Raw genomic sequence first — 23,282 nt, forward strand, 5'->3', positions numbered from 1 at the left:
AAAGCTTAATAGCATATCATTTCCAACTGTACAAGGGTATGCCAGAAAGTGACATGCTGCGCGATGACAATGAAAACGAGTCAACTACAAGACGAACTTTCATGAAAGGTGCGGGGGCTACGGCGGCTGCAGGCGCTCTTGGTGGCCTCGCTGGTTGTTCTAGCAATAATGGTGGCGGCGATACCCCCGGAAACAATAATGGAGGAAGTCAGGCGTCAATGACCGTCAACTTCGTTTCTGGGATGGCCGCAGAGAACTCTGACATTCGGAGCCACTATCAGAAGTCCATGAAGGACTTCGCGAAAAAGAACGGTAAGGTCAACGTCAACCTACAGGCCGTTTCCTACGGGGATATTAAAACGAAGTTGTCATCGACCGTCAACGCCGGTAATCCGCCGGCGATCGCCGAGGGTGGCGCGCTCGGCCTAAAGTTCTACAACCAAGGGAAGGTGCCGGATCACAAACCATTCTTCGACAAAACAGACAGTCTCCCGGACGACCTCACCTCAGCGAACAAGAACTCTGCACAGTTCCGCGGGAAGTACTGGTCCGGCGGTGCCCAGCGCCATACAAGCAGCAACCTAGGTATCAACGTTCAGGCGTTCAAGAAGGCGGGCGTCACCAACCCAAAGAAGGATTTGGCGACGTGGAGTCAGTTTTACGACTATCTTGAGAAAATCGACAAAAACCAGGACATCACCGCTTGGGAGGAGACGGGTGTCTATAATGACCTTGAATCCTACTGGGGTGAGGCACGTACTGCCTACACTGGCGGAACCGACCCATGGCTTCGTGGCAATCCAAAGGATCCGACTATCGTCGTCGGAAGCAACCACAAGGACGCACCGAAGACGGACGGTATGATCAAAAACTGCATCAAACTCGCACGAAAGTTCTCGAGCAACAAGTCCGCCTCACGGGGGGACGAGGAGATTCCTTCACTCATGCTCACGAACCGCGTCGCGTCCTTCATGTACGCGACACCAACGGCCAACCGCTGGCGACAAGTCAAGTCGGACGTCAAGTTCGGTTGGAAGGGCGGTAACGGGGACGTCATGCTGCTTCCCAACCCAAAACTCGACCCAGAATACGGGGCAAAGGTCGGAATCCCGGAACTTGAGGGTGTTTCTGGCGAACATGGCGGTCATGTTTGGTCACTCGAACAGCAGACATCCATCTTCGACGTCAGTAAGAAGAAACAGCAAGCCGCGTGGGATCTCAACGTCTACATGCTCACGGATAAGGACTTCGCCCTTCCTGCATGGGGTAAGTACTACGAAGCGATCCCCGGCACCACGTCGATGGGGAAGAAGCTCCTCAAAAACTACGGTGACAAGCTCACATCATGGACGACGAATGCAATTGACAGTGTGAACAAGTACGGTCCCCAGTATGCCACGACCGGGGCATCATGGGACGTGAAGGGAACCAGCGATATCCGCTGGAACAACATTAACAAGACCATCTCGTCGAGCATTGCTGGACAGCTCTCTCCCCAGGAAGTACCCAAGAAAATTAATCAGAATATCAAGAAGACGCTGAAGGAACAGAACAAGTGAACGCTTACATTGATCACTCGTCACTTGTTTCAAACTGGTAATCCATATCTTTTTTATGGGTCGAATCCAGGGTATGGATAACATGGCGCAAGCAGCACAAAGTGCCGAAGAGATCCGACGTAAGTATGGGTTGACTGAGGAGTCGCTCTGGAATCGTCTGAAGCGGAACTGGACGGGATACCTCTTTATCCTCCCGACGTTCGTGATGTTCACGTTACTATTTTATATTCCGATGATACAAGGGGTGTGGCTGACGTTCACGAACGCCCAGCTTGGCGGTGCGGGCTCTTCGAATTTCATTGGGCTCGATAACTACATGTGGATGATCACAAACGATCTATTCGTATTCGCGCTTGGCTGGTCCATCGTCTTCGTCTTCGCGACAACGCTTCTCCAACTTGTGCTTGGCATGCTCGTGGCTGTCCTCTTGAGCGAAATTAAAGAAGGCCCTCGGGAATGGCTAAGTGCAATCATTATGTCTCCATACTTCTCGGCGCCACTTGCAGGTGGTGTCGTGTGGATGTGGTTCTTGAGCCCTGATTTCGGATTCATGAACATGTTTCTATCCGATATCGGGATACAGAACCCACCGACGTTCCTCTCCCAAGGGCTTTGGCCCTATATCTCTATGATCATCGCACAGGCCTGGCACGACTTCGGCTATGCAGGAATCATTTACTCGGCGGCCGTCATCAATATTCCAAGTGAACAGTATGAAGCTGCCGCACTCGCGGGTGCGGGGCGTCTGCGCCGGTTCCGTGATGTCACCCTTCCTCATCTCGTCACCCCGACGATTATCGTCCTCGCGCTACGTACCGCGTGGAACATTGCCGAGTTCGCCCAGCCGTTCGAATTGACCGGTGGAGGACCAGGAACTCGCACTATGCTTTTGAGCATCCTCACGTATGAAGTAGCCTACGTAAGACTCAACTTCGCACGTGCCTACACTATCGGAATGGTGATGATCGTGCTGGCGATGAGCGCCGCCATCTTCTACGTGACCGTGATAAACGAAGAGGAGGATCTCTATCTATAGCCATGATCAACGCAAATAAACGCTCACGGTTCCTGTTGTACGCTGGGCTGCTCGTCATGGCAGTCTGGGCGCTTTTACCCTATTACTGGGTCATCCGAACATCTATCCTAAGCAACTTTGCTTCTATCGATCCGTCGACGGGGTACTTTCCCATCTCGGAACTCACGCTCGAACCATACTTTCAAATTTGGAATTCGTTTGCAATGACGACATATTTCAAGAACAGCATCATCGTCGCGCTTTCAGCAACGCTCATCTCGCTGTTCTTCTCCATCCCAGGTGCGTACGCATTTGCCCGGCTTGACTTCCCAGGTCGCAAATTCCTGTTCTACACCGCGGTGTTCACAATAATGTTTCCCTGGATCGTTATCACGATTCCAGTGTACAACATCTTCTATACCCTAGGACTCATCAACTCGTTAGAGGGCATCATTATTGCGCTGTCTATCTTCGTTCTGCCCCAGACAATCTGGCTTCTCCAGGGATTCTTTCGGCAAGGCATCCCACCGAACATCGAAGAGGCTGCACTCATCGACGGCCATTCAGAGATCGGTGCATTCGTACGTATCGTCTTGCCACTCTCACTGCCCGCCGTCGGTGCGGCCGCCCTCTTCTCGTTTCTCACTGCGTGGAATAACTTCCTGTGGGTGTTCGTACTGACCAGCGACAAGAGCGTGCGGACGGCAACCGTCGCTATCCACTACATCCTCGGCAGTGATGCATTCCGCCAGTGGAACTTGCTGATGGCCGCGGCAGTGCTCTTAGTGCTACCACCGGTCATTTTCTACGCGCTCTCACAACGCTTCGTCGGGGAGGGCCTTGCCGGGTGATACCAATGCAGGTACCTCTATCCCACGCGATTGAAACGGTAAGAACTAACAACTACAGTGTAAACAGTACGTCAAAGGAGAGCATATATCATGGCTAACGTCGAATTCGATAACGTCACTAAAGTGTTTGATACTAGTTCAAACACTATCGTCGCTGTTGAGGAACTTGACCTAGAAATCAAAGACGGTGAGTTCATCGTCTTCGTCGGCCCATCTGGCTGTGGGAAATCGACCACTCTCCGCATGGCCGCAGGCTTGGAGTCCATCACTGACGGCGAACTTCGTATCGACGGGCAGCGCGTCAACAATGTATCCCCGAAGGATCGAGACATCGCCATGGTGTTTCAGTCGTATGCACTCTATCCCCACAAAACCGTTCGGGGTAACATGGGCTACGGCCTTGGACTGAGTACCGACTTGACCGATGAGGAGATTAACAGTCGAGTCGAGGAAGCGGCCGAAATGATGGGTATCGAAGACCTCCTTGATAAGAAGCCGGGTTCTCTCTCAGGCGGTCAACAACAGCGCGTCGCAACAGGGCGCGCTATCGTCCGCGAACCAGAAGTATTCCTCTTCGACGAGCCGTTGTCAAATCTCGACGCGAAACTCCGCAAGCATATGCGAACGGAGCTCTCCCGTATTCACTCAGAACTCGGCATCACGACTATTTACGTCACGCACGACCAGGAGGAGGCGATGACGATGTCTGATCGCATCGTCATCCTCAACGGTGGCGCACTCCAGCAGGTCGGCGAACCTAAAGAGGTGTACTACCAGCCGACGAACCTATTCGTCGCAGACTTCATCGGGAGTCCCTCGATGAACTTCCTCGATGTCGAGCTAGATGGAGGTAATCGTCTTGTTAACGATGGGAGCTTTGACTTCCAAGTCTCCGATAAGTTCGTCGACACGCTCAAAAGCGTCTCGGATAGCACGCAGTTTACGTTCGGTGTCCGCCCGGAGAACATCCGAGTTGACGAGAACATCCCTGACGCCCAAGCCGTGAAAGCGACTGTCGAAGTTGTCGAAGTCATCGGATCGGACAACTTTATCTACCTCGACCTAGACGGAAAGGAGTTCCGCGTCCGCAGCCCCTCCTATATTGAACCAGCGGAGGGTGAAGTGGTCACAATCACCTTCGATGAGGAGGCAATTCACCTCTTTGATGGCAATACTCGTGAGGCTCTTGTCCACGGAACCGTCACTCACGAGTCGGACGAGATGCCAACCCCAGCGAAAGGCGAACAGGATCGCGCAGTCAGTGACTGAAATCCTTCTCCGGGATCACTACTCGTAGACGTGGACGCTCCCGGTCGTATTCGACTCGATATACTCCCAATCATACTCAACACCCAAGCCGGGACCGTTAGGTACTTCGACCATTCCGTCATTATCGATGGTATCGAGCATATCGGAGTAGCCACCTCGGTAAACCGGCGGTTGCGTATTCTGGCAGTTCGGATGGACGAGTGCGAGTTCGTAGTAATTGGTGTTGCGTGTCGCGGCAATACAATGGCGCTGGGCCGGCCCGGGCGCGTGGAATTCCACGTCGATTCCGAAGCCTTCAGCGATGTGGGCGACCTTCATCGCGCCTGTAATGCCGGCGTCGTACTCAGGATCTGCCCGCACAAAGTCAGTAGACTCGCTCGCTGCGAAGTCTGACTTAAGTTCAAGACCTCGGACGTGTTCGGTCTGGAGGATGGGCGTGTCAAGTCTCTGTGAGAGCTTTCGGTGAGCGTGCATCGAGATTCCGCCGTCACGGAATGGATCCTCGTACCAGAAGAACTCCTGTTCGTCGCATGCCTTGCCAAGTTGGAGTGTGTCGGCGAATGTCTCAAGTTCGCAGGCCGGGTCGTGCATTAGATCCATCTCATCGCCTACTCGTTCGCCGACGGCGTGGACCGCGTCGATTTCCCGCTGGAGTTCACGCTGATCGTCACCACCACCCCAACCATGAATTTTGAAGCCGTTGTACCCCATTTCCAGACACTCCTCGGCAAAGTCGGCGAACGCTTGCGGCGAGTCGAGACCATCGTTCTCATCGCCGTGGTACGTGGACGCGTACGCAGGGAATCGTTCACGGTAGGTGCCGAGGAGTTCGTGGATGGGCGCGTCATAGTACTTCCCGGCGAAGTCCCAGAGGGCGATATCGATCGGACCCATCCCCATCCGATCGTACTTCCGGAGCGCTCGTTTCACTTCGCTCCAATGTTTCTCGCGCTCAAGTGGGTTCTTCCCAATCAAGTAGTTCGCGATAATGTTATACTGTGCGGCTGCGGGCGAGTTACCACCGACGTACTCGCCAGTAATCCCCGTATCCGTATGGATCTTGATGCCGAACAATTTACGCTCAGTCGTTTCGCCCGGGTCGTAGACGAGATTGAAGCCGTGTTTGTCAGTTCCGACGTCTTCCAGTTCGTAGCTAAACTCGGTACTCTCTATTAACGTTATCTCCGGTGGCATTCACACATACCGTCACACGGCTAATTGATAAAGACGGGGGGGATGTCAGCGATTCGGATGGACGGTTGCACGATAGGCTTCGCCGGCGGCTTGCGCCTCGTAGGCGGATTCAGCTTCGTCAAGGCTGACACGATGATTGAACAGTTCACGGAAAGGGAGGTTTTCAGATGTCTGATTAAGCAGCGAAATGGCCGTCTCGAACTGGGAAGGCGGGTAGGCAAGACTCCCGCGGATGGACAGTTCCTTGTGAATAAGCTGGGAGGGGTCGATCTCAGCCTCACCGTTGGAGGCGTAATGGCCCACCTCGACGACGGTGCCAGCCTTTCGCGAAATGTCGATCGCCTGTTCGAACGCAGTCGGGTGGCCAACTGCCTCGATGACGACATCTGGCCCGTCACCGCTGGGCGTCATCTCGTCGATAGCGTCGATGAAGGTTTCATCCTCATAGTCACCGACATTAACGGTGTGAGTCGCACCGAACCGGGTGGCGAGGTCGAGGCGCTCGTCAACCAAATCGACAGAGATGACTTGGCCAGCGCCTGCGTGATTTGCCGCAGCAGAGGTGAGCATCCCAATCGGGCCGGCACCCTGCACGACAACGGACTGACCGATGCCGAACCCCTCACGAATCCAGGGAATACCTGGCTGATAGGAGAGATCAAGGGCGTGGGTTGCGACAGCAAGTGGTTCGACGAGTGCGCCAAGTTCCACGTCGAGGTCGTCGGGTAGGCGGAAGAAGTGCGCATCCTTCTCGATGATGAAGTACTCGCTCATACCGCCGTGGATGTGTGGTTCGTCCTCGATGTCACGAAAACCGTATACTTTTCGCTCGGTGCACGCAAGTGGATGGGCAGGGACATGGTTCGTATACCAATCGTCAACGACATTGACACCGGGGACGACAGTGATACCGTCTCCCGGCTCGATGCGATTACCTGCTGAATCGGTCGTAACGTTTTCACCGACCTCCTCGACGATGCCCGCAAGTTCATGGCCGGGGACGACTGGGAAGTCGAGGTCCAGTCCACCCTCTCGCATGTGGACGTCTGAGCCACAGATACCGGTGAGTTCGACGTGGACAAGTAGTTCGTCAGTACCGATATCGGGGACATCGACAGTCCGGATGTCGATGTCACCTGACTCGTCCATAACAATTGTTTGTGATTGCATCACATTGAACAAACGTCACCGACTACAAATAAATTCGCCCGGAATCTCAGTTGGCCCTGAACTCGTTGACGAGTGTACCGACACCTTCGATTTCGACTTCGGTAGTATCCCCGTCGGAGAGTGGCCCCACGCCAGCGGGCGTACCCGTGAGAATCACGTCACCAGCTTCAAGGGTCATATAAGCTGTTATCTCTGCGATAAGCTCAGGAATCGTGAAGATGAACTCTGCGCGAGACGAATTTTGAACGACTTCGCCGTTATGTCGAAGCTGAATGGATGCATCCTCAGGGACGTCCTCTGCAGGAACGATGACTGGACCGAGAGGACAAGCATTGTCAAACGCCTTGCCGCGGATCCAATTTTGCTCGACCATCTGATCGTCACGGTTCGAAATATCGTTCGCACAAGTGAAGCCCTCGACGACATCGTAGGCGTTCTCGGTATTGACGTTCCGACACTGTTTCCCGATGACGACGGCCAGCTCGGCCTCGTACTCAATTTCGTCTTTGTTGGGAAGTAACGATATCGTGTCATCGTGAGCCGCGAGTGTGTTCGGAGGTTTCAAGAAGAGAAGAGGGCGCTCAGGAACTTCCATGCCCGACTCCTCGGCGTGGTCCTCATAGTTGAGACCGACACAGACGATTTTCGAGGGATCGGCCGGCGGGAGAACGGTGATTTCCTCTAAGTCGTAGGTACGGTCAGCGAACATGACGGCGTCATTTTTCCAAGTACCACGCCGGACACTCCCGGCGGGATCCAGAAATCGTACAATACCCATATGATAAGGCGGTTCGCAGTTACCATCAAAAGGCTTTCTATTATCCTACTCGGAAGGGAATTTTCATCGCGTAGAATTGTAAGGAGATCTCTCGGCAATGGCAAGCTGGCAGCTACATTGAAGGACCGACTCGCGTGATAGCAAACTCAGTGATACCGTGACGCTCTGAACAGGTCTTTTCACCGTTTGCAACGGTGAGAACACGTTCGGCCAAGTCCGTGGAGGTGATCGCCGAGGCATCGATGTCGATATCATCCGGCAGTGCTGCGAGCGTGTCCTCGTTGGCGGATACCTTTAGAACTGGCACGATCGGGTGACCCGTAGGAATGCCCTCACCGGTGACGTGGAGCACGATTTGTGCGCCGGCTGCTGCGAGGCCAGTCGCCGCCTCTTCGAAGCGCGAGGGTGCATCGACGATGGCGAGTCCTTGATCGTGGGTGGCTACCTCACCGTACGAAACGATCTCGCGGATGGGAAGGCTGCCACAGAAGCGGGTGCAATCTTTGAAATCACATTCTCTCGCCTTCGAATAGACACGCGTGGCTCGCGCCGGAAGGTTCTGATGACGTTGGAGGAATGCCTCGACGTCCAGTGTCGTATCCCCGTCGGCGGCTGCACACGTTTCTTTAGGATGAGCAGTAAACCGCTCATTGCCAGCAACGATAACACGGCCACCCGCCTTGATGACAGCGCGGGCGAATTCACCAACAAGGGGATCGGCCTCTCGCATGGTGGACTCACCGAGGTCGCTGCTTACGATGCCTACCGTTAAATCGCCAAGCGAGGATCGTGTCCGTGTAGCAGCCTCGATGTGCTCGCCGAGATCCGAGACGGCCTCGATACCCTGTTTGATGCAAGGTTCGGTCCCCCCGGCGTCTTGGATGGCGATTTCGCGAACGGGGAGATTACGAGAGGAGAGTGCGGCGGCGACACTGTCGCTTTGCACGTGCTCGCAGCCGAGTCCGACGACGACCGTTCCGGCAATATTCGGATTTGACCCGACGCCAAGAAACGTCTCCTTCGTCTGATCGTTATCAGCGCCGAGTTGCGCACAACCGTGATCGTGTGGCGCGACCACTGCACGGTCGGCGCGAGCTGCAACCTCCTCGGCGACAAGGTGTGAGCAGATGACCGACGGAAGGACGAGAACCCGGTTTCGAGTCCCAAGTCGCCCATCCGAGCGACGGTATCCGATGAACGTCTCCTCATTCAATTCAGTCTCTTCGGTGAAGGCGTCAGTCGTCATACTGTCCCCTCTTTGGCCGCACGGTCGCCGCGGCCACGTGTACTCTCGCAGTTATGCGTATGAACCCATTCGCCGGCGATGACGTCTTGGGTCATCCGACCGATGACCTCGCCATACTTCTGAACCGTCTCACCTTCGGAAATATCCGTGAGTGCGATCTTATGCCCAAACGAGACGCGTTCGTCAAGGGTGATGGTGTCACCCTCGTACTCGATAGTGCGACCGGCATCAACGTCGTCGAGAACCGTTGCGACGTTGTCGGATCCGGTCATGAGCAGCGCGACATCATCGAGCACGATGCCCTTCATTTTCCGACCTCCGCTAGTTCCTGCGGTTGGATTTCATTGATGGCGAACTCCTCGAGACCGCGCGCTTCTGCTTCCGTTCGCTTACCGTCAGCGACGGCGAACAGTTCATTGTAGATACGCTCGCCAACGTTCTCTATTGGCTCACCGTCAATGACGGTGCTCGCGTTCACGTCCATATTGTTAGACATCTTCTCCCAAGTCTGTGGATTTCCGGTGACTTTGATGACTGGAGCGATCGGGTTCCCTGTTGTACTGCCACGACCGGTGGTGAAAGCGACGACTTGGGCCCCGCCGGCCACCTTAGCCACGACGGACTCAACGTCGTACCCTGGAGTGTCCATCAGGACGAGACCGGCGCCAACAGGCAGTTCTTCGGCGAACTCAACCAATCCACGCACGGGCGTCGTCCCGCCTTTTGCGATGGCGCCAAGGCTTTTTTCCTCGATAGTTGTCAGACCGCCTTCCTGGTTTCCTGGGGTGGGCTGTGCGCCGCGGAGGTCAACGCCCATGATCCCGGCTTGGGCTTCACGCTGATCGACCCGTTTGAGTAGGCGTTCACGCACCTCATCGTCGGTGCAGCGCTCTGCGAGGATATGTTCTGCGCCGATGAACTCAGGTGTCTCACTGAACGAGGCCGTTCCTCCATCCTCGATGAGACGGTCGCAGGCATTGCCAACGGCAGGGTTGGCGGCGATGCCGGACGTGGCGTCACTGCCGCCACACTCTGCGGCGAAGATAAGCTCACTTGCGTCCGCCTCTTCCTGTCGCGCGGTCTTTGCTTCTTCGTTCAGAGTACGGAGAAGAGACACACCCTCATCTATGGCAGGCTTTGTTCCACCGGTCTCGCGGATGGTGAGTTTCTCGACAGCCTTACCGGTGCTAGCAATTCGATCGGCGAGGTCAGCCGCGTCGATGTCCTCAATGCCGAGTTCGACGACGAGAGCGGCACCGACGTTCGGGTTGCGTCCAATGCCGACGAGGACACGCTCTGTTTGTCGTTGGGTCGGCCCCTGTTGAGACGTCCCCATCTGATGTGGTGTTGCACGCGCCCACGCGCCTGCTCGCTCAGCGATGTGACTGGCGATACTGCTCGCCGCTACTGACGTCGGAATCACCGCGACGTGGTTTCGGACGCCGATGCGTCCGTTCTCTCGCCGGTATCCCGTGAAAGAAGGTGCCATTACTCACTGTGTTTTTTGTGCGAGAGGAAAGTTCTTTCGCGGACGACGTGTGTGATTCCCAAGTGTTCATATGACCTCGACTGTACGTATCGATGACCTCGACACTACACCCGCAGGCCGAATTGTTGCGACGGGCGTATCTACGCCGATCGATTCGCTGATGCTGGCGTTCCCGTTTCCTACTCAGAATGCGATGACGTCTTCCGCGCGTTCGTCTCATTTCCCGGACTTGACCGGGCGGAAGAGACCTGTGCAGAGGCTGCGGCTGCACTCCGAAATGCATTCGATGTCTCTTGAGTAGGAACGACGTTTAATCCGTATCTTTATTGTCATTGATAGGCATTGGCTATCGTATGTTACACGCTGAAGGTCCACTCCTGACGATCGACGTGAACGCTAGGGAGACGTCCGAAACGAACATCGACGATGAACTGGCGGCGTTCATCGGTGGGCGTGGAGTAGCAACGAAGCTCGCTCACGACCGCATCCCGTTCGATGCCGATCCGTTTGGTTCGGAGAATCGCGCTTATTTGGCGACCGGTCCGCTCCAAATGTCGAGTATGAGCTTCACCGGACGGATGAGCATGACCGGCCTCTCACCGTTGACCGACGGCCTCGTCTCGACGAACGCAGGCGGCTACCTCTCGCGGAATTTCTGCGATACGGGCTACAGCGTCGTCGAGTTAACCGGCGTAAGCGACGAATTACTCGCGATACACGTTACTGACGACGGTATCGAGTTCGAGGAGGTAGCCGAACTCGAGGGTGCAGAGGTCCCTGCCGTCACCGACTATATGAGTGAACATCACGACTTGGAGGCGGAGAACATCATCGCCATCGGTCCTGCGGGCGAAAATCTCGTCCGCTACGCCTGCGTGATGACCTACAATAGCCGCGCGTTCGGCCGCGGTGGGCTAGGCGCGGTGCTCGGCTCCAAGAACGTCAAGTGCGTCACGTTCGCGGGCGACTCGCCACCCGAAATCGAGATGGACGAGGACGTCCAGTCGAAGGTTCACCGCAACGCCGCTACCTCCGACGATATGATGCGCCGGCAGGGGACGACGCAAGGCACCGAGTTCATCAACGATAACTTCTCGTTGCCCACTAAGTACTTTGAAGAGTTTCACTTCGAACACGCCGACCAAATTGGCGGTGACGCTGTCGAGGAGAAGAAGTACAAAAAGGCAGCCTGTTCGGTTTGTGCGTTCGCGTGTAAACTCCCAACCCGCGACGAAGAGCGGGGCGTCGAGACCGAGGGACCGGAATTTGAGACGGTGTTCTCGTTCGGCTCAAACATGTTAATCGACGACGTGGTGGACGTGATGAAATCGAACGAGTTGTGTGACCGTTACGGCCTCGACACCATCAGCGCGGGCAACGCCGTTGCCGCCTACCTCGCCGCCGAGGACGAGTTCGGCAACGCGGAGTTAGTCCACGAGACGGTCGAGAAGATCGCACACCGCGAGGGAATTGGCGACATCCTAGCCGAGGGAATTGCCCGCTTCGCTGAGGAGTTAGGCGTCCGCGACTACACGGTCAAAAACATGGAGTTCGCCGCCCATGACGGCCGTGTTCTACACGGACAGGGCCTCTCCTATGCGGTCGCCAACCGTGGCGGTGATCACATGTATTCGACGACGCTGCGCGTCGAATACTCCGGTGAGATCGATCCCGAAGGACTGGAGGGCAAGCCTGAGATCGTTCGACGACGCGAGGATCACGCAGCCTTCCGCGACAGCGGCATCGTTTGTGCGTTCGCCGGCGGTACCGGTCTGATCGATGAGGATCAACACGAGATACTGTTCGGTTGTGACTACGATGACCTACTCGCAGTCGGCAACCGCGTGGTGGAATTAGAACGCCACTTCAACAATAAACGCGGGAAGAACCGCGAGGACGATACGCTTCCCTACGACCTGCCCGGTATTGAGGACGCACTGGACGAGTATTACGAGCTACGGGGTTGGAACGACGACGGCACCGTTCCGGACGAGACCGTCGACGAATACGCACAAACGGATTAAACTGCCGCGTAACGATGTCGTCCCGTCATACATCGCATCAACCGCCGTGAACCGGCGGCGCCGCTCGTATTAAATCGCCGTCGGCCAGTTCGGTCCCAGCGCCGTCGAATAGAGCAACATTCTTTCCGTTTTTCGTCACCGTCACAGATCCGGAGATCGAGCCATCGTCGAGTAGTTGCCCCGAAAGATCCGGATAATCCGTCCCAAGATCGCGAAAAAGATCCGCAATCGTCGCCCCCTCCGGGATCTTCCGGCGGACGGTTTTCTCGCCGACAGCCTCGCGATACGGTCCGAAGAGATTCACCTCGACTTCCATACTCCCACTTCTTGGGCACCTCTCTTGTATCTCCCGACGGTGGAGAAATCCCGCCGAACATCGATTCGACGGGTCAACTGAATGCCGGCAAGAATCGAAATACTGGCAAGAATTAACTCTCTGGCATGGCTTTACCAATCCATGTTAACATCTAATACAGTGTCCTTCGAGGGAGTTCTATGTCCCCTCGTCACTCCCTTTGCAGGCGATAGTGTCGACGAGACTGCGCTTACGGAGTTAGTTGAGCGACTGGACGATGCCGACATGAATGGCTTTGTTCCAGCGGGAACCACCGGTGAGTTCGCCAGCCTAACTAGCGAGGAGTACCGGGTCGTACTAGAAACGACCGTCGCCGCCGCCGACGGCATGCCAGTGATGGCCGGTACCGCTGCTACCACCGTGTCTGGGACGCTCGGCCGCATCGAGACTGCGGCGGACATAGGTGCCGACGCCGCACTTGTCGTTCTCCCGTACTTTCATAGCGCAAATGATCCAGCGGGAAATGAAGCGTTCCTCTCAGCAGTCGCTGACGATGCGGCACTCCCAGTTTACCTCTATAACATTCCGGCCTGCACCGGTAAGGAGATACCACCCGCCATCGTCGAGAGCGTCGGTCGCCACGATAACGTCTACGGATTGAAGGATTCAAGCGGTGACTTCAACTATTTTATCGATGTGGCGACCCGTGTACCCGATGACTTCCAACTATATCAAGGGTTTGATAGCCACGTCGTCCCAGGGATGTTTATGGGTGCTGAGGGAGGTATCAACGCGCTTTCGAATGTGATTCCGGAAGTATTCGTCGCGGCACGCGATGCGGTGGCCGTAGGTGATGTCGAGCGAGCCCGGGCAATCGGTGCCAAGTGGATCGCACCACTCTTTCAGCAGTGTGTAACCCACGGCTTCGCGCCGGCGACGAAGGCCGCACTCGAATCGCGTGGCTGGCTGGAGACCGCAGCGGTTCGGCCGCCGCTTGTCGAACTCGACGAGCAGACGAAAGAGGAGATCGCGATGAGCGTCGACCACGCGCTTACCATCGACTGATCACACGACAGACAGCCAATCTTCACCCCTGTTAAGCAGTTCGAATCGGAACATCGATATATTCAACCGGATAAGCCTGCCAACGCTACCGACGTGACAGGTACCGTGCTTCTACTGCATTGTCAGCTACTCATAGACGCGGCCGCCGAGGCGGTTCGCCTCGATGTACTCCCAGTCATACTCGACACCAAGACCTGGGCCGTCCGGTACGGGGATCGTCCCCTCCGAATCGATAGCATCAAGCTGGTCGACGTAATCGCCGAGATAGACGGGGGGCTGCGTATTCTTACATTTCGGCCCGACGAGTGCCATCTCGTAGTAGTTCGCGTTACGGGTAGCGGCCATGCAGTGACGCTGGGCCGGCCCAGGTGCGTGGAACTCCACGTCGAGGCCGAAGCCCTCGGCGACCCGAGCAATCTTCATCGCGCCTGTGATGCCGGCGTCGTACTCCGGGTCGGCCCGCACGAAGTCCGTCGCGTCGTTCGCGACGAAGTCGGTGTTTGACTCTAACCCTCGGATATGTTCAGTCTGTAGAATGGGCGTGTCGAGTTTCTCGGCGAGCTTTCGGTGAGCGTGCTGGCTGATACCCGCGTCACGGAACGGATCCTCGTACCAGAAGAACTCCTGTTCGTCGCATGCCTTGCCCACCTTCAGTGCATCACCCCAGGTCTCGAGCTCGCAGGCGGGGTCTATCATGAGATCCATCTCGTCGCCCACGCGCTCGCCCACCGCGTGGACGGTTTCGACCGTCTTCTCCGTGTCCAGCCACTCACCGCCCCAGTCGTGGATCTTGAATCCCGGATACCCCATTTCCAGACACTCCTCGGCAAAGTCGGCGTATGCCTCGGGGGAGTCAAGTCCGCCGTTCTCATCGCCCTGATAGGTCGAGGCGTACGTCGGTAACCGCTCGCGGTAGGTGCCGAGGAGTTCGTGGATGGGCGCGTCATAGTACTTTCCGGCGAAGTCCCAGAGGGCGATATCGATCGGACCCATTCCCATCCGATCGTACTTCCGGAGCGCCCGCTTGATCTCGCTCCAATGGCGTTCGCGGTGGAGTGGATTCTTCCCGATCAAGTAGTTCGCGAACATGTGTATCTGGGCGAACGCCGGCGAGTTGCCGCCGACGTACTCGCCGGAAATCCCCTCGTCGGTGCGAATCCGCAGTCCGAACAATTTCCGGTCGATCTCTCTCCCGGGTTCGTAGACGAGGCTGAATCCGCCGTCGCTGTAACCGACGTCCTCGACCGGGTAGCTGAACTCGGTGCTCTCGATACGCGTGATAGTTGGTGACACATTACACTTCATGAAGACCGAGGACAAGAAGGTTGGTAACACAGCAGTTTCGGTGACGGCATTCGAGCGGCCGACATCGACGGTGAGAACAGCCACGTTTACCGGCGAAGTTGCTTCTTGTGAATTAACCCACATTTGGTGGGGTATTTTAAACTAGAAAGGAGATTTAGCGCTTACGTTCAGATAAAAGGAATATGAAATCTGACGCACCGGCGAGTTTAGGGGATAGTCGACAATATTACTATCGATGCGGGATAGCATGCCACATGAACGCAGCCATCATTGGCGGTGCTGGCACCGTTGGTGCTACGACAGCCTACACACTCTCGCTCATCAAACCGAATGTTGATGTGACGCTCGTTGATATTGCCAGCGACGTTGCGGCGGGCCATACTATCGATATGCGCACAGCACTCGGACATGCTGCACACCCCGCCGGGAAGGACTTTTCGAGCGGCGGCGGTCAAGTGCGGACTGTCGAACCAGGCGCTAGGAACCTCGAAGACGCCGACTGCATCGTCATGGCAGCAAGTGTCCCGCGTCCCGCCGATAGTGCAGAACGTGGCGGTCGACGTACTTTCCTCAAGCACAACAGTGAACTGATAGAGCAGATTGCCTCGTGGCTTGGACAGATCGAACCTCGTCCGGTCGTGACGGTAACGAACCCGCTTGACCTAATCAACTACCGGCTTGCTCGCGCGTTAGACTGGGATCGACGCTACTGCATCGGTTACTCGCTGTCAGAAACAGCGCGACTTGCCGACCAGCTCGCACGGTGTCTCGACGTCCCACCCGCCGCGATTTCCTGTCCGACGATGGGCGAACATGGCGAACACCTTGTTCCAGTCTTCTCCCGGGCGACTGTAGACGGTGAACAAATTTCTCTCTCTATCAACGAACGTAAGCAGATCACCGAAGCCGTGAAAGACGTCCCCTACGATGTCATCCACCTCCGAGGCCCCCAAGAAACATCCCGCTGGGTGACTAGCCGCGGTGTCGCCTCGCTAGTCGCGTCCATCCTTGAGGACGGTCCATCAGACCCTATCTGTTGTTCAGTTCCCCTCGATGGCGAGTACGGCTATCGGAATCTGTCACTCTCTGTTCCTCTCCGCCTCTCGTCCGACGGCGTTGAGGACATCATCGAGTGGGAACTTTCGGCGTTCGAACGCCGTGCGTTAGACGAAGCTGCCGACGCAGTTGGTGAGTTGTGCTAGACTCGAAGAGCAAGCACCTATCAAGTGGCGGGGAGAAGCGAAGAAAGCGGAGAATTTCTAGGCCGGACATTATCCACTCGGGAAGGCCGTCGAACGACACGGTGAGCGACTTGACGATCAAGACCAGCATATCAACTATCTAGAACGCGATGAGGTCGATGTGACCGACGTTCTCGATCTCGATAGCGCAGGGAATCAACTGCAGATTCAACGCATTACAGCCGCGCGGAAGAGCGGGAATCACGACCTCTCGAAGAACAAGGAGCGAGCAACCTTCGTGTGGGCAGTATTCCACGACGCGCACGACGAGGCCACGACAAGATGCGACTCCCGCCATGGCTCGTCAAACGGGTCCTCGATGAGCATGACCTTGAAACCAACCCAAACACAGTGCGCCGTGGCATGGAGTTCGTTGCACGGGGGATGAGTCAGAGTGAGACGCCTAACCCAGAGGACAAAACCAATCTTGTCACGCTGAAACACCGCAACAAGAAAAACGTCCTTGTGGCCGACCAAGACGAATGGGAGGCGTTCTTCTCGGAACAGATGCAGCACGTCTGCACCGTGGACGGGGACGCAGATACCAACAACTACAGAAGCGACGACGGCACTGACGACCAGGAAGACCCGAACGCAGTGGCGGAAGACGCTGACGAAGAGTTTGACGTTCTCTCGTCAGCGTCAGTAATCACATCCGATGAAGACGAGAGCATCACGGAGGAGATTACGGTGTCGTAATCACCACCGAGCCACCGACCGTAATCGACGATCTCTAAGAGATGAGGAGGGGGTGCAAGTTGCACCCACTCTGATGGTGGAATGAATGGTTGGCTACTGGAGGGTGTAATTGCTTCTTCTTCTATTCGCGGCCGGAAGAGAAGGAATGAAGCAGTTCAGCTGATTACACTGGGCGGCTGAAGGAGATTACGACAGTGTAATCAGCCCACGATCACCGGTCGAGAATCGGATCTTTCAGCGCAACGACTTCGGCCATGATCGCGTCAATATTGTCTTCGCCAACTCCATTCGTTCGAAGCGCGGTTTCGAGGTGTGTACCGACGGCCTCGAAGTCCGCTTCATCGATATCAAGGTGGATATGTGCTTCGCGCATGTCAGCCCCCGAATATTCAACTGGCCCACCAGCAACTGCACTGATGAACTGAATTTGGTGCGCACGTAACTCATCCATATCCATCCCTTCAAAATACGGGATCAGCTGTTCGTCTGATAGCACCCGGTCGTAGAAGTCCGTGACGACCGCTTCGACTGCATCACGACCGCCAATTTCCCCATAGACTGATTGAGACATTGTGACGAATCAAAATTGGTGGAGAAGCAGGATACGAGCTGTCGCTAATATACTTGGGTTTATTTAACGCCATGTCGCACGGGGACAATGGGCAAAGATAGCACCATGCCGGGGAGAGCCATTCTGACCAACCAAAATTAGACTGATAAATTAGCGCGATCAGTCTGTGAGAATCTGATCTAATAGTTTTGTTTGGGCAACAGAGAGATGCTCGACGAACGTGGCCACTGAAATTCCCATTTTATCAGCCACTTCTTTGGAGTTCGATTTCTTTGGCGAGTCGAAATAGCCCATCTCGTGTGCTGTTTCGAGTGCTTCGTATTGTCGGTCGGTAAATTCGGTGCGGTTGACTAACAGAAGTGACCGCCCGTTATCGGCAACACTCGATCGCGTAAGCTGACGAATCGTAACGTTCTCACAACTTTCTCGGAGGTCAGCAACGACCGATCGAAGCGTCTCAAGATCCGGTGTAATAAATGACAAGATGAGCTGACCAGAGTTCGCACGGAGGTCACGAACGGGACACCCATGGTTTGGCACGCACATACACGGACACGTATCGTTGCCATGCGTGTATCGATATACCGACTTCGTATCGTCACTGAAGACTTCATCGACCATGTTTAGTTCTCCTTCAGTGTTTTCGGAGTGGTCAACCGTTAGCTCACCGACAACTTCTGTCCTCTCCGGGGTGGAATGTTGATTAACAGTCAGGGACTCGATTTCGCAGTTCTCACTGATTGAAGAGACAGGGCAGTTATCTGCACTGCTTAGCTCAATCTGCACGTGAATCCCAGAAGCCATGCTTGGATAACAGCACCAGCGAAGTATAAGTGGGAGTCTTTCGCCCAGAGAAACGAACGACGTGATGGGTGCCCGATTCAGGATCAAAAAGTCGCAATCCACTATGGCTGTGCGTACAAGAACAATGGCTACCGCGTTATGGAGGTGGCCGAACGGGTGCCCGGCGTGACCTACAAGACCTCACGGACGTTGTCGGTTAACAATGCGATGGGCGTCGGTGACCATCGAAATCACGTTCGCCCATCCCGACTTAGCCGGATGGATGCGAGCACACGAAGCCAACGCGGGACAAAAGGGAGGGCGGTGATTATAGCGTTGTAATCACAAGAGTTCGCAGAACCCCCTCTCGAACCATACCACCACCCGAGATTCACACCGCATTGCCGGTGACACATGGTGGTACTAGCGTGTTGGCTACGGTGGAGTGCGTCTGTTTCTGTGTCTGTTTCTGCGAAACAGAGGGGATCGCGAATGCGATTCCCCTCTATTACAACGGTATAACCGATCGGTCAATGTCTCGTCGGCGTCCATTGAGCAAAATCCCCGAGCGCATGGCCATGAAAACCACGTTGGCACACTGGTGAATTCGAGAGACATGCTCACGCTCGTCAACAGCCTGTTCCACCACCCAAATAGCAAAGATACAGTACACGAATGATTCCGATACAATGCCTTCACTACTCGAACGACTCCTCGGCAGCGACACTCCAGACGAGCAAGTCGATCTGGAATCGCGACAAAACAAGGCAGATGAAGCGCTCCACGAGGCCGTTGAGCGTGGTGGCTACGCCGTTGAAGATTGTGGTATAACGGGTGTCGCCGGTTGTCAACGAAGTGCCTGACGGAGAACCAATCGTCGTGCCAATCGCTCGGTTTTCTCTTAGAGAGGATGTCGAAAATCCCGATCAAAATCTCGTGTGGGATCTCGTTGGCGAAGCTGCACTCGCGATGCAAGTCCCATTTGACGATGTCTTCGTCCGGCACTATGATATCCAATTCACGTTTGATGGCGACAAGCTCTTTGAGGCAGAGGAGTGTCGGCGCGTTCTCCTAACAGACGAACTCGTTGACGACGTGCTTGCGAATGACGATGCACCTACCAACCATCGTGCCTCAGCAGAGGCAATCCAAGACCTCGTCAACGAAGGATTTCTGGTCCTTCGGACGCCTGATTTTGAGAGGTACGGCGGCGTCATTGACGAAGCGCGTCGACGCACTGCAGACGATACACTTCCGAAACATACCATCAAAGCCGATCAATATATTCCGGCGCTCGTTCGTGATCTCGCTACTAGTGACACTGTCTATCTAGTCAGCGCTGATACGAAACTTCGTACTATCGTCCAAGACATCGCAGCCCGGCACGAGATAGCAGAGAACGTCATATTACGTGATCCGTTGACGGTCCTCTAGTGATCAAGATTTGTTTTCCATCCTCTTGGCTATTCTCTGGGAATCCACCAGATGACAACCCGCGGACTCAACTTCCCACGCTCAACCTCTCCATCCTCATACAACCATTCGAGCCGTCGATGCGCAGAGGGCCGCTCGATCTCAAGTGTATCTGCCACCCACCGAGCGATCACCGCCGGAAACTCCGACTCGCGTATCGCCGCCAGTATATCGTCGTCAGTTGTTTCCTCTGCAAATTGTCCACGAGTATTGCATTCTCTCTCGTCTGTCATCGTAGCCATTAGTTCATTGTCTCCATTTCTCCCGACTCAATTCTCATCCAATGATTCAATGGATTTATGCTATCTTGTCACCAATACTGAATCTCAATGGTTATCCCTCGCCGCTGGCTCGCACTCCTGCTGGTTGGATGTCTCTGTCTTACCGCTGGATGCGATTCCCTCTTTCCAGGATCTGACCCTCAGACGTCGACTACCTCAACCCTTCAGGGACAACTCGCCCCTGGGCTGACTGCTCAAGGCGTAACCGACGTAGGCGCACTTACAGATGCCCATGCACGGATTCTCCAAGAAGAGTCCTATACTGTCACCTGGACGAATGTCCAGCGATATTCAAATAGAACAGTGCGGTACCAATCGCATGGTCAAACGCGACGTGGTTCCAATAGTACACACTTCTATTCACAAACCCGATTCCCCACTCCCCCACCGACCTTTGCCAGCTTTTCTTTACAGCGCTATGAGTATTATGGGAAGAGCGATACGGTTTACCAAAGATATACCGGCCAGAATAACACGACAGTTGACGTTTTTAATCGCTCAGAAGCACCGGTGGCTAAAACATTTACATCTCGAGAGTATTTCTATGCTGTCTTGAACGCGTTTAATAAGTCTCTAGGTTTTACAGTTACAGAACATCCGAATTCATCTCCACCTCGCTATGAGGTCCAACTAACGCGACTTGAACGTTCGGCACTTGTTGCAAACTATCACGGTCTCGAGACTGTGACGAATGCATCACTGACAGCGACGATTGATCGCTGGGGGGTGATTCATCACTACCAACTTACTTACACTGGTCAAACGAACAATCAAACTGTGTTCGGAAGCAGAACAGTTCGCTTTACTAAGATAGGGAGTACTCAAGTCCCGCAACCAACCTGGATCCACAATGTTACAACGACTCAATCGGTTACGGGAGAAGATGACCGGTGATCCTTGTTGAGAATGTCGTCATCACTCGTTTTCTCCGCAAACCTTCCCTGCTCGTCGCGCTCACTCTCGTTCTCAGTCATAGCGCATCTATCACGGAATTCCGATATGCCGATGCCGAAAGAGCAGATAGAGGCATGCAATCGGAACATTGAGCTGCGGAATGACCATGAGATAATAGAAAATAGTTGGCTTCCACGCAGAGTGAGTCCGGACATACTGTCGGTCATGATGCACGGCAGGCAGTGAGAGAAGTGTAGCTGCATAACTAATGAGGATACTTCTCCCATCAAGATACGTAGTCAAATACCCGGAGATATTGAGTGAAACAAATCTGGCGATACTCATTGTGAAAACGGTCACAATGAGCCAAAGAGCGAATAGAACAGGAATTCCGAGTATCACCAGCCACCATTGTCCTGAGTGGAGATATCGCTCGATAGAGGCTCTTGAAGAAAGTACTGTATTCACCATGGATATTGTATCGCTCTACAGCGGCAAATACAGTTCTAGAATGACGAATAAATTGATCCTGTGAAATAAAAGTACCAATAGTCACTCTTGATTCAAGATCATAGCTATTGACGGACGTATCTCACAAAAGAGACGATGAATCCAAATACGCCGAATAACAGGAGTAGGACACCAGCCATAGATGATCCAGCACCCGTCTGTGGAGAGAGTATGAAGTAGACGCCCAGAAGGGTAAACATGGCTGCAAGCGCCAGATTCCACCGCTGGTTCGGGAATATTGTCGTTTCCTCGGATGTGGAATCTGGCGTAGACATAGTATTTCTATAGTTTTGGATACACAAAATTGTTCCTGTAAAATAGGCTATCGTTCCCTGACAAATCGCCGTTCGAATGTATGTGTAGGACAAGGAACATAACCTACACCTCATCCAAATAGAACTCTTCTTGCACTCCTAACCAAACTCACTCCGAGAAGTGAACATCCGCAGGAACACGAATGAATTCGAGCGTCGAGAAATCCCGATCAAAGTAAGAAAGAGCATTTCGAGGTGACTGCAAAAGGAAATCTCGATAGCTCCGGCGATTATCTGGTTCATGTACTCGATTCGGATTTAGAGTACCCACTGCTGTACATCGGTGATTTTCATCGAAATCTTTTCAACGAATTCGAAACCGCGTTCGAGAATTGGTGTACTCGGAGCTGAACCTGTATCGGCTTGTTCAACTGCGAAAGTCATTCCGCAGGCGTCACTTCCTGAATTCGGAGCGAATACTGCTCAGGTAAATCATCAATCTTCACACAGATCTTCAACACTCGCTCTTGGGCTGCCAATTCCTCCATCACCACACCCTGTGACCGCTCAAACGACGCGTTGCCGGTCTTGATCTCACAGTAGTACCTCGCCAACACACATCCATCCCACCCATCCTTTGCCCGAACGATACAGTCAGGTATCCACCACTTTTCCCCATCTGGATGGTCAACTGAGATCGGCCTCCCACTCTCGATCTCAAGGGCTAGCCTAGACTCTAGCTCACGATCATCGAGCACCAGATCCTGCCGAACAAAGTAGTAGAGAGCGTGGGGTTTCGGAGTGGACGTTAGAATCGCCTCCCCAAGCGTCCCGTAGAGGTTCGCACCAACGTCGAACGTCCACGTCTTACCATCGGTTTCAGCCGGGTCCGTAATCGACGGTGTGTGATCAGCAAGAAGATAGGCATCCACATTACTCGAGTCATTCGCTGGTGCGGCCTGAATCCGCAGCGACCCATCGCCTGCCGCCAACTGACTCCCGTACGCCTCGGCATGGGCCCTTGATCCAAAGTCGAGAGTACGACCATGTGTCGTGACGACTTTCGAGAGCGTGTTGTTTACCTCGATGGCATTGTCTTTCATTTCGACAGAGAATCCCGTTTGATCGCCCGGTATGATTGGTTCAGCGGTGTATTTCTCGCTTGCTGACCCCTCCGGCGACCGCTTCACAAGACTTTCCTTGTCGAATTGTAGTTGCACCGTATCTGACTCAGGATCGGGCATGGGCGATTTTGTCACCTCTTCATCTAAAGAGATTCGTCGATGGTTTCAGGTGTACCCTTATTGGGTTAAACC

The 23,282-nt window shown here is 54.5% G+C and carries 23 protein-coding genes; 10 read left to right on the forward strand and 13 right to left on the reverse strand.

The window, feature by feature from the left end; genetic code table 11:
• The first annotated feature begins 53 nt into the window (after nucleotides 1–53).
• The 4 genes from LIX00_RS16005 (at nucleotide 54) to LIX00_RS16020 (ending at nucleotide 4,694) form a co-directional block, all read left to right on the forward strand.
• A complete protein-coding gene (locus LIX00_RS16005; protein ID WP_227356160.1) occupies nucleotides 54–1,559 on the forward strand; it encodes an ABC transporter substrate-binding protein in 1,506 nt (501 codons plus the stop codon).
• An 82-nt stretch (nucleotides 1,560–1,641) separates the two neighbouring features.
• Nucleotides 1,642–2,595: a carbohydrate ABC transporter permease gene (locus tag LIX00_RS16010; protein ID WP_227355981.1), complete on the forward strand. Its 954-nt coding sequence runs from the start codon at nucleotides 1,642–1,644 to the stop codon at nucleotides 2,593–2,595.
• A gap of 56 nt (nucleotides 2,596–2,651) precedes the next feature.
• On the forward strand, nucleotides 2,652–3,425 hold the full coding sequence (locus LIX00_RS16015; RefSeq protein WP_227355982.1) for a carbohydrate ABC transporter permease: 774 nt from the start codon (nucleotides 2,652–2,654) through the stop codon (nucleotides 3,423–3,425).
• 90 nt (nucleotides 3,426–3,515) lie between these two features.
• Nucleotides 3,516–4,694 carry an ABC transporter ATP-binding protein gene (locus LIX00_RS16020; protein ID WP_227355983.1) on the forward strand — a complete coding sequence of 393 codons (1,179 nt, stop codon included), beginning with the start codon at nucleotides 3,516–3,518 and terminating at the stop codon, nucleotides 4,692–4,694.
• A gap of 18 nt (nucleotides 4,695–4,712) precedes the next feature.
• On the opposite strand, the gene LIX00_RS16025 is transcribed toward LIX00_RS16020, so the two are convergent.
• From LIX00_RS16025 to LIX00_RS16050, 6 genes are all read right to left on the reverse strand, one after another.
• Nucleotides 4,713–5,888 (reverse strand): mandelate racemase family protein, encoded by a 1,176-nt coding sequence (locus LIX00_RS16025; protein WP_227355984.1) that lies wholly within the window; start codon nucleotides 5,886–5,888, stop codon nucleotides 4,713–4,715.
• A gap of 45 nt (nucleotides 5,889–5,933) precedes the next feature.
• A complete protein-coding gene (locus LIX00_RS16030; RefSeq protein WP_227355985.1) occupies nucleotides 5,934–7,058 on the reverse strand; it encodes a zinc-dependent alcohol dehydrogenase in 1,125 nt (374 codons plus the stop codon).
• A gap of 46 nt (nucleotides 7,059–7,104) precedes the next feature.
• Complete coding sequence (locus LIX00_RS16035) at nucleotides 7,105–7,836, reverse strand: fumarylacetoacetate hydrolase family protein (RefSeq protein WP_227355986.1); 732 nt, start codon at nucleotides 7,834–7,836, stop codon at nucleotides 7,105–7,107.
• A gap of 112 nt (nucleotides 7,837–7,948) precedes the next feature.
• Nucleotides 7,949–9,082 carry a UxaA family hydrolase gene (locus tag LIX00_RS16040; protein ID WP_227355987.1) on the reverse strand — a complete coding sequence of 378 codons (1,134 nt, stop codon included), beginning with the start codon at nucleotides 9,080–9,082 and terminating at the stop codon, nucleotides 7,949–7,951.
• Nucleotides 9,079–9,390, reverse strand: a complete 312-nt coding sequence (locus LIX00_RS16045; protein WP_227355988.1) for a UxaA family hydrolase — start codon at nucleotides 9,388–9,390, stop codon at nucleotides 9,079–9,081. Before LIX00_RS16045 ends, LIX00_RS16040 begins: the two co-directional genes overlap by 4 nt.
• The gene (locus LIX00_RS16050) at nucleotides 9,387–10,571 is read right to left on the reverse strand and encodes a UxaA family hydrolase (protein ID WP_227355989.1); all 1,185 of its coding nucleotides are present in this window, start codon (nucleotides 10,569–10,571) and stop codon (nucleotides 9,387–9,389) included. Before LIX00_RS16050 ends, LIX00_RS16045 begins: the two co-directional genes overlap by 4 nt.
• Nucleotides 10,572–10,924: 353 nt before the next feature.
• Between LIX00_RS16050 and LIX00_RS16055 the strand changes: the two genes are divergently transcribed.
• Nucleotides 10,925–12,595 carry an aldehyde ferredoxin oxidoreductase family protein gene (locus LIX00_RS16055; protein ID WP_227356161.1) on the forward strand — a complete coding sequence of 557 codons (1,671 nt, stop codon included), beginning with the start codon at nucleotides 10,925–10,927 and terminating at the stop codon, nucleotides 12,593–12,595.
• A 37-nt stretch (nucleotides 12,596–12,632) separates the two neighbouring features.
• Here LIX00_RS16055 and LIX00_RS16060 read toward each other — a convergent pair whose 3' ends face one another.
• Nucleotides 12,633–12,911: a ubiquitin-like small modifier protein 1 gene (locus LIX00_RS16060; RefSeq protein ID WP_227355990.1), complete on the reverse strand. Its 279-nt coding sequence runs from the start codon at nucleotides 12,909–12,911 to the stop codon at nucleotides 12,633–12,635.
• A gap of 141 nt (nucleotides 12,912–13,052) precedes the next feature.
• On the opposite strand from LIX00_RS16060, the gene LIX00_RS16065 reads away from it, so the two are divergent.
• Nucleotides 13,053–13,955: a dihydrodipicolinate synthase family protein gene (locus LIX00_RS16065; RefSeq protein WP_227355991.1), complete on the forward strand. Its 903-nt coding sequence runs from the start codon at nucleotides 13,053–13,055 to the stop codon at nucleotides 13,953–13,955.
• 126 nt (nucleotides 13,956–14,081) lie between these two features.
• Here LIX00_RS16065 and LIX00_RS16070 read toward each other — a convergent pair whose 3' ends face one another.
• On the reverse strand, nucleotides 14,082–15,248 hold the full coding sequence (locus LIX00_RS16070; RefSeq protein ID WP_227355992.1) for an enolase C-terminal domain-like protein: 1,167 nt from the start codon (nucleotides 15,246–15,248) through the stop codon (nucleotides 14,082–14,084).
• A 266-nt stretch (nucleotides 15,249–15,514) separates the two neighbouring features.
• Here LIX00_RS16070 and LIX00_RS16075 point away from each other — a divergent pair, with 266 nt between their 5' ends.
• Nucleotides 15,515–16,462 carry a malate dehydrogenase gene (locus tag LIX00_RS16075; RefSeq protein ID WP_227355993.1) on the forward strand — a complete coding sequence of 316 codons (948 nt, stop codon included), beginning with the start codon at nucleotides 15,515–15,517 and terminating at the stop codon, nucleotides 16,460–16,462.
• Nucleotides 16,463–16,783: 321 nt separating this feature from the next.
• Nucleotides 16,784–17,200 carry a hypothetical protein gene (locus LIX00_RS16080; protein WP_227355994.1) on the forward strand — a complete coding sequence of 139 codons (417 nt, stop codon included), beginning with the start codon at nucleotides 16,784–16,786 and terminating at the stop codon, nucleotides 17,198–17,200.
• Nucleotides 17,201–17,411: 211 nt separating this feature from the next.
• Here LIX00_RS16080 and LIX00_RS16085 read toward each other — a convergent pair whose 3' ends face one another.
• Both LIX00_RS16085 and LIX00_RS16090 read right to left on the reverse strand, forming a co-directional pair.
• Entirely contained in the window at nucleotides 17,412–17,771 is a 360-nt protein-coding gene (locus tag LIX00_RS16085; RefSeq protein ID WP_227355995.1) for a group I truncated hemoglobin, read from the reverse strand.
• 159 nt (nucleotides 17,772–17,930) lie between these two features.
• Complete coding sequence (locus tag LIX00_RS16090; protein WP_227355996.1) at nucleotides 17,931–18,575, reverse strand: helix-turn-helix domain-containing protein; 645 nt, start codon at nucleotides 18,573–18,575, stop codon at nucleotides 17,931–17,933.
• 834 nt (nucleotides 18,576–19,409) lie between these two features.
• Between LIX00_RS16090 and LIX00_RS26315 the strand changes: the two genes are divergently transcribed.
• Nucleotides 19,410–19,988: a hypothetical protein gene (locus tag LIX00_RS26315; RefSeq protein ID WP_438267086.1), complete on the forward strand. Its 579-nt coding sequence runs from the start codon at nucleotides 19,410–19,412 to the stop codon at nucleotides 19,986–19,988.
• 29 nt (nucleotides 19,989–20,017) lie between these two features.
• On the opposite strand, the gene LIX00_RS16100 is transcribed toward LIX00_RS26315, so the two are convergent.
• On the reverse strand, nucleotides 20,018–20,269 hold the full coding sequence (locus LIX00_RS16100; RefSeq protein WP_227355997.1) for a hypothetical protein: 252 nt from the start codon (nucleotides 20,267–20,269) through the stop codon (nucleotides 20,018–20,020).
• Nucleotides 20,270–20,356: 87 nt separating this feature from the next.
• Here LIX00_RS16100 and LIX00_RS26320 point away from each other — a divergent pair, with 87 nt between their 5' ends.
• The gene (locus tag LIX00_RS26320; protein WP_438267087.1) at nucleotides 20,357–21,202 is read left to right on the forward strand and encodes a DUF7537 family lipoprotein; all 846 of its coding nucleotides are present in this window, start codon (nucleotides 20,357–20,359) and stop codon (nucleotides 21,200–21,202) included.
• A gap of 575 nt (nucleotides 21,203–21,777) precedes the next feature.
• Here LIX00_RS26320 and LIX00_RS16105 read toward each other — a convergent pair.
• Both LIX00_RS16105 and LIX00_RS16110 read right to left on the reverse strand, forming a co-directional pair.
• Nucleotides 21,778–21,987: a hypothetical protein gene (locus LIX00_RS16105; RefSeq protein WP_227355998.1), complete on the reverse strand. Its 210-nt coding sequence runs from the start codon at nucleotides 21,985–21,987 to the stop codon at nucleotides 21,778–21,780.
• 419 nt (nucleotides 21,988–22,406) lie between these two features.
• Nucleotides 22,407–23,210 (reverse strand): DUF8081 domain-containing protein, encoded by an 804-nt coding sequence (locus tag LIX00_RS16110; RefSeq protein WP_227355999.1) that lies wholly within the window; start codon nucleotides 23,208–23,210, stop codon nucleotides 22,407–22,409.
• Nucleotides 23,211–23,282: the final 72 nt, after the last annotated feature.

Source organism: Haladaptatus salinisoli (assembly GCF_020614375.1).
Taxonomy (GTDB): Archaea; Halobacteriota; Halobacteria; order Halobacteriales; family Haladaptataceae; genus Haladaptatus; species Haladaptatus salinisoli.

What these genes read in the sequence shown, in the direction of transcription:
- LIX00_RS16015 (WP_227355982.1), top strand. Translation starts at nt 2,652, where the DNA reads ATGGCAGTCTGGGCGCTTTTACCCTATTACTGGGTCATCCGAACATCT.
- LIX00_RS16110 (WP_227355999.1), bottom strand. Translation starts at nt 23,210, where the DNA reads ATGCCCGATCCTGAGTCAGATACGGTGCAACTACAATTCGACAAGGAA.
- LIX00_RS16075 (WP_227355993.1), top strand. Translation starts at nt 15,515, where the DNA reads ATGAACGCAGCCATCATTGGCGGTGCTGGCACCGTTGGTGCTACGACA.
- LIX00_RS16065 (WP_227355991.1), top strand. Translation starts at nt 13,053, where the DNA reads ATGTTAACATCTAATACAGTGTCCTTCGAGGGAGTTCTATGTCCCCTC.
- LIX00_RS16100 (WP_227355997.1), bottom strand. Translation starts at nt 20,269, where the DNA reads ATGGCTACGATGACAGACGAGAGAGAATGCAATACTCGTGGACAATTT.
- LIX00_RS26320 (WP_438267087.1), top strand. Translation starts at nt 20,357, where the DNA reads ATGGTTATCCCTCGCCGCTGGCTCGCACTCCTGCTGGTTGGATGTCTC.
- LIX00_RS16055 (WP_227356161.1), top strand. Translation starts at nt 10,925, where the DNA reads ATGTTACACGCTGAAGGTCCACTCCTGACGATCGACGTGAACGCTAGG.
- LIX00_RS16045 (WP_227355988.1), bottom strand. Translation starts at nt 9,390, where the DNA reads ATGAAGGGCATCGTGCTCGATGATGTCGCGCTGCTCATGACCGGATCC.
- LIX00_RS16020 (WP_227355983.1), top strand. Translation starts at nt 3,516, where the DNA reads ATGGCTAACGTCGAATTCGATAACGTCACTAAAGTGTTTGATACTAGT.
- LIX00_RS16060 (WP_227355990.1), bottom strand. Translation starts at nt 12,911, where the DNA reads ATGGAAGTCGAGGTGAATCTCTTCGGACCGTATCGCGAGGCTGTCGGC.
- LIX00_RS16090 (WP_227355996.1), bottom strand. Translation starts at nt 18,575, where the DNA reads ATGGCTTCTGGGATTCACGTGCAGATTGAGCTAAGCAGTGCAGATAAC.
- LIX00_RS16105 (WP_227355998.1), bottom strand. Translation starts at nt 21,987, where the DNA reads ATGTCTACGCCAGATTCCACATCCGAGGAAACGACAATATTCCCGAAC.
- LIX00_RS16050 (WP_227355989.1), bottom strand. Translation starts at nt 10,571, where the DNA reads ATGGCACCTTCTTTCACGGGATACCGGCGAGAGAACGGACGCATCGGC.
- LIX00_RS16010 (WP_227355981.1), top strand. Translation starts at nt 1,642, where the DNA reads ATGGCGCAAGCAGCACAAAGTGCCGAAGAGATCCGACGTAAGTATGGG.
- LIX00_RS16085 (WP_227355995.1), bottom strand. Translation starts at nt 17,771, where the DNA reads ATGTCTCAATCAGTCTATGGGGAAATTGGCGGTCGTGATGCAGTCGAA.
- LIX00_RS16080 (WP_227355994.1), top strand. Translation starts at nt 16,784, where the DNA reads ATGCGACTCCCGCCATGGCTCGTCAAACGGGTCCTCGATGAGCATGAC.
- LIX00_RS16025 (WP_227355984.1), bottom strand. Translation starts at nt 5,888, where the DNA reads ATGCCACCGGAGATAACGTTAATAGAGAGTACCGAGTTTAGCTACGAA.
- LIX00_RS16040 (WP_227355987.1), bottom strand. Translation starts at nt 9,082, where the DNA reads ATGACGACTGACGCCTTCACCGAAGAGACTGAATTGAATGAGGAGACG.
- LIX00_RS16035 (WP_227355986.1), bottom strand. Translation starts at nt 7,836, where the DNA reads ATGGGTATTGTACGATTTCTGGATCCCGCCGGGAGTGTCCGGCGTGGT.
- LIX00_RS16005 (WP_227356160.1), top strand. Translation starts at nt 54, where the DNA reads ATGCTGCGCGATGACAATGAAAACGAGTCAACTACAAGACGAACTTTC.
- LIX00_RS16030 (WP_227355985.1), bottom strand. Translation starts at nt 7,058, where the DNA reads ATGCAATCACAAACAATTGTTATGGACGAGTCAGGTGACATCGACATC.